This is a genomic window from Nocardiopsis lucentensis DSM 44048 (genome assembly GCF_000341125.1).
GTDB classification, from domain to species: domain Bacteria; phylum Actinomycetota; class Actinomycetes; order Streptosporangiales; family Streptosporangiaceae; genus Nocardiopsis; species Nocardiopsis lucentensis.
In genome coordinates this window covers 1-3,454 of sequence record NZ_ANBC01000087.1, presented here as the reverse complement: position 1 = coordinate 3,454, position 3,454 = coordinate 1, and the positions used below count along the sequence as shown (strand labels likewise).

Annotated in this window: 5 protein-coding genes; all 5 read right to left on the bottom strand. The window is 70.8% G+C overall.

The annotated features are described in order from the left end of the window. A partial coding sequence (scpB, locus tag D471_RS32730) for an SMC-Scp complex subunit ScpB (protein WP_017597211.1) occupies positions 1-380 on the bottom strand: 380 nt, incomplete at its 3' end. After that, on the bottom strand, positions 377-1,225 hold the full coding sequence (locus tag D471_RS0102745) for a segregation and condensation protein A (protein ID WP_017597210.1): 849 nt from the start codon (positions 1,223-1,225) through the stop codon (positions 377-379). The genes scpB and D471_RS0102745, both read right to left, overlap by 4 nt. Before the next feature lie 115 nt (positions 1,226-1,340). Beyond that, positions 1,341-1,766, bottom strand: a complete 426-nt coding sequence (locus D471_RS0102740) for a hypothetical protein (RefSeq protein WP_017597209.1) — start codon at positions 1,764-1,766, stop codon at positions 1,341-1,343. Next, the gene (locus D471_RS0102735) at positions 1,739-2,698 is read right to left on the bottom strand and encodes a ParA family protein (RefSeq protein WP_017597208.1); all 960 of its coding nucleotides are present in this window, start codon (positions 2,696-2,698) and stop codon (positions 1,739-1,741) included. The genes D471_RS0102740 and D471_RS0102735 overlap by 28 nt, the downstream gene beginning before the upstream one ends. A gap of 220 nt (positions 2,699-2,918) precedes the next feature. Next, the coding region (locus D471_RS41545; protein ID WP_017597207.1) for a tyrosine-type recombinase/integrase at positions 2,919-3,454 on the bottom strand (536 nt) is incomplete at its 5' end.

Here is a 3,454-nt window from a genome sequence, read left to right as displayed (position 1 = left end):
CCGCGAACGGCGGAGCCCCTGCCGCGGGAGACCGGCTGGCGGTAGGCCACCACCGCCATCGTCTCCAGGGCGGCCTGCGTGAGGCGGACCTCCTGCCCCTCCTTGAGGAAGTGTTCGACGATGTCGGCGCACTCGGGCCGCGTGTACACGCGCCACCCGTCGGCCACCGCACGCAGATCGAAACCGCGGCCCTGCTCGGTGTATTCCCTGGCCAGCTCCTCCAGTGTCCGGGTCACCACCTCCAGGGGCACCTCCAGGGCCCGCGCCAGGTCGTACTCGGCGACCGGCTGGTCCACCACCATGAGCACCGCCTCCAGGTCGCGGCGCAGCGTCGCCGACGCCGAGACATCCCCCACACCGGCCTTGCGTTCCCCGCTCATCGCCCTTCCCCCTCGCCCGCGGCGTCGTCGTAGTCGGTCTCCACCCGAACCTCGCCCTCGCCGCCGGTCCACGTCACCGTCAGCGCGCCCAGCGGCTCCGGTTGGTCGAAGCCCACGTTCGCGGCCCGGTACAGCTCCAACAGGGCGAGGAAGCGCGCGACGACCTCGAAGGTACCGGTACACCCCTCGGTGAGTTCGGCGAACGTGAGCGTCCCGTGCTCCCGCAGCGCCGCCACGACCAGCTCGCCCTGCTCCTTGACCGACGTCTTGGTCTGATGGATGTGGGTGACCGGCACGCTCGGCGGTTCCTTGGGGGTGAACACCCGGCCCGCCAGCGCCGCGAACTCCTGCGGCCCCAACCGGAACAGCACCTCCGGCCGCAGCGCCGCGAACCGCTCCTCCAGCGGCACCGCGCGCGCGTACCGGCGGCCCTGCGACACCAGACGGTCGCTCATGACCGCCGCGACCTCCTTGTAGGCGCGGTACTGCAACAGTCGCGCGAACAGCAGGTCCCGGGCTTCCAGCAGGGCGAGGTCGGCCTCGTCCTCCACGTCGCCCCGGGGCAGGAGCCGGGCCGCCTTCAGGTCCAGCAGCGTCGCCGCGACCAGCAGGAAACTGCTGGCCTGGTCCAGGTCCCACGCCTCACCGTGCTCACGGATGTGGGCGATGAACTCGTCGGTGACCCTCGACAGCGACACCTCGGTGATGTCCAGCTTGTGCTTGGAGATCAGCGCCAGCAGCAGGTCGAAGGGCCCCTCGAAGTTGTCCAGGTGCACCTGGAAGGCGTTCGGGTCGCCCTCCCCGGTCTCCTCCGGGGGCGGGTGCGCCTCCTGATCAGCCGCCATGGGGGCGGCTCCACGTCGTCTCACTCATACACACAAGGGTGTCACCGGCCAGGCTCCGCCGGTGACACCCTCACCCCGTCGGGCCCGGCGCTCCCCCTCGCACCGGGCCCGACGATCAGTCCTCGCTGAGCCGCCGCACCAGCATGCTGGACGAACCGTGCTCCTCGAAGTCGGCGAGCAGCACCGCGACGGCCTCGCGGACGAGGCGGCCGCGGTCGGCCGACAACCCGTGCTCGGCCCGCAGCGACAGCCGCGTCTGTTCCAGGGCCAGCAGCTCCGCCCCGGAGACGTACACGGTGATCTTCTCGTCGTGGCGCTGGCGGCCGCTCGGCTTGGGAGCGCGGCGCACCTTGGCGGCCCCTCCGGAGGTGCCACGCCTGCCCTTGGCGCCGCCTTCGGATCCGTCTCCCGCGGCCTCGCGCTCGGGTGCCGTGCGCTGGCGTCCGGTCGGCTCGTCCGGCTCCGCTTCGGGGCCGGAGGGGCGGAAGAACAGTTCGTCCGCCCCGGGCAGGGTCACGCGCCGTGACCGCTGAGAGGCCACCTCGCCAGCACCTCCTTGGCCAGTTCCCGGTAGGCGTTGGCGCCCGCCGAGGACGAGTCGAACCTGGTGATGGGCTCCCCCGCGACTGTGGCGTCCGGGAAGCGCACGGTCCGGTTGATGACCGTCCCGTAGACCTTGTCGCCGAAGCCGTCGACGATGGTGGACAGCACCTCGCGCGCGTGCAGGGTGCGCGGGTCGTACATGGTGCCCAGGAAGCCGTCGATGACCAAGCGCTCGTTGAGGCGCTCCTGGACCTTCTGGATGGTGTCCATGAGCAGCGCCACACCACGCAGCGCGAAGAATTCGCACTCCAGGGGCACGATGACCCCGTCGGCCGCGGTGAGCGCGTTGACGGTGAGCAGGCCCAGCGACGGCTGACAGTCGATGAGCACGACGTCGTAGTCGTCGATCACCGGCCGCAGCGCCCGGCCCAACATCTGCTCGCGGGCCACCTCGCCGACCAACTGGACCTCGGCCGCGGACAGGTCGATGTTGCTCGGAATGAGATCCAGACCGTCGATGTCGGTCTTGAGCAGGACGTCCTCGACCGACACGTCCCGCTGCATCAGCAGGTTGTAGACGGTCAGGTCCAGCTCGCGCGGGTCGAGCCTGCCCAGGCCGACGGAGAGCGCGCCCTGCGGGTCGAAGTCGACCAGCAGCACCCGTCTGCCGAACTCGGCGATGGCCGCCCCGAGGTTGATGGTGGTGGTGGTCTTACCGACCCCACCCTTCTGGTTACAGAGTGCTACAATTCGTGCCGGGCCGTGTTCGTCCAGCGGCTCCGGCACCGGAAACTGGTACTCCGGTCTCTTGGTGTGCAGTTCCGCCCCCGTGTTGCGTGTCGTCCCCCAAGGGTTGCTCACCGGGTCGGCGGGGTCCTGCCCGCCGACGGGTGCGGTGTTCGCATCCGCGTCGTTCTCCGACCAGTTCACAACCCTTGACCTCCCCCACGGACCGGCCACGGCCCGAGGGGCGTTGCTCCCCTGCGCCTGGCCGCCGTCGGAAACTCAATATGTCGACAGCAACGTACCTCTGTGCGGCGACTCTAGAACGACGACACGACGCACTTCAACACGAACCAATCGAAGAAACCCCGTCGCGCCCGCTCCGGCGACGGCCCCGCCCGCGCGGCATCGGGTGCCCCGCACCGGTTCAGCGCCGTGCCCGAGGGTGGCTGGACGCGTACACCTCGCGCAGGTGGTCCACGGTCACCAACGTGTAGATCTGGGTGGTGGTGACCGAACTGTGCCCCAGCAGCTCCTGGACGACCCGGATGTCGGCACCTCCGTCCAGCAGGTGGGTGGCGAAGGAGTGCCGCAGCGTGTGCGGTGAGACACCCTCGACCCCCGCCCTGTCCGCGACAGCGCTGAGGACCGCCCATCCGCCCTGCCGGGTCAGACGACCGCCGCGCGCGTTCAGGAAGACGGCGGGCCCCGACCGCCCCGACATCGCCAGCGCCGGGCGGGCCCGCACCAGGTAGGCGCCCAGCGCGCGCCGCGCGTACGAACCCAGCGGCACCAACCGCTCACGCCCGCCCTTGCCGCGAAAACGCACCAGTCCGACGCCGTCGTCCCCCTCCACGGCGTCGCCGACGTCGTCCACGTCCAACCCCACCGCCTCGGAGATCCGTGCACCCGTGCCGTAGAGCACCTCCAGCAGGGCGCGGTCGCGCAGCGCGAGCAGGGCCG

What these genes read in the sequence shown, in the direction of transcription:
- D471_RS0102745 (WP_017597210.1), bottom strand. Translation starts at nt 1,225, where the DNA reads ATGGCGGCTGATCAGGAGGCGCACCCGCCCCCGGAGGAGACCGGGGAG.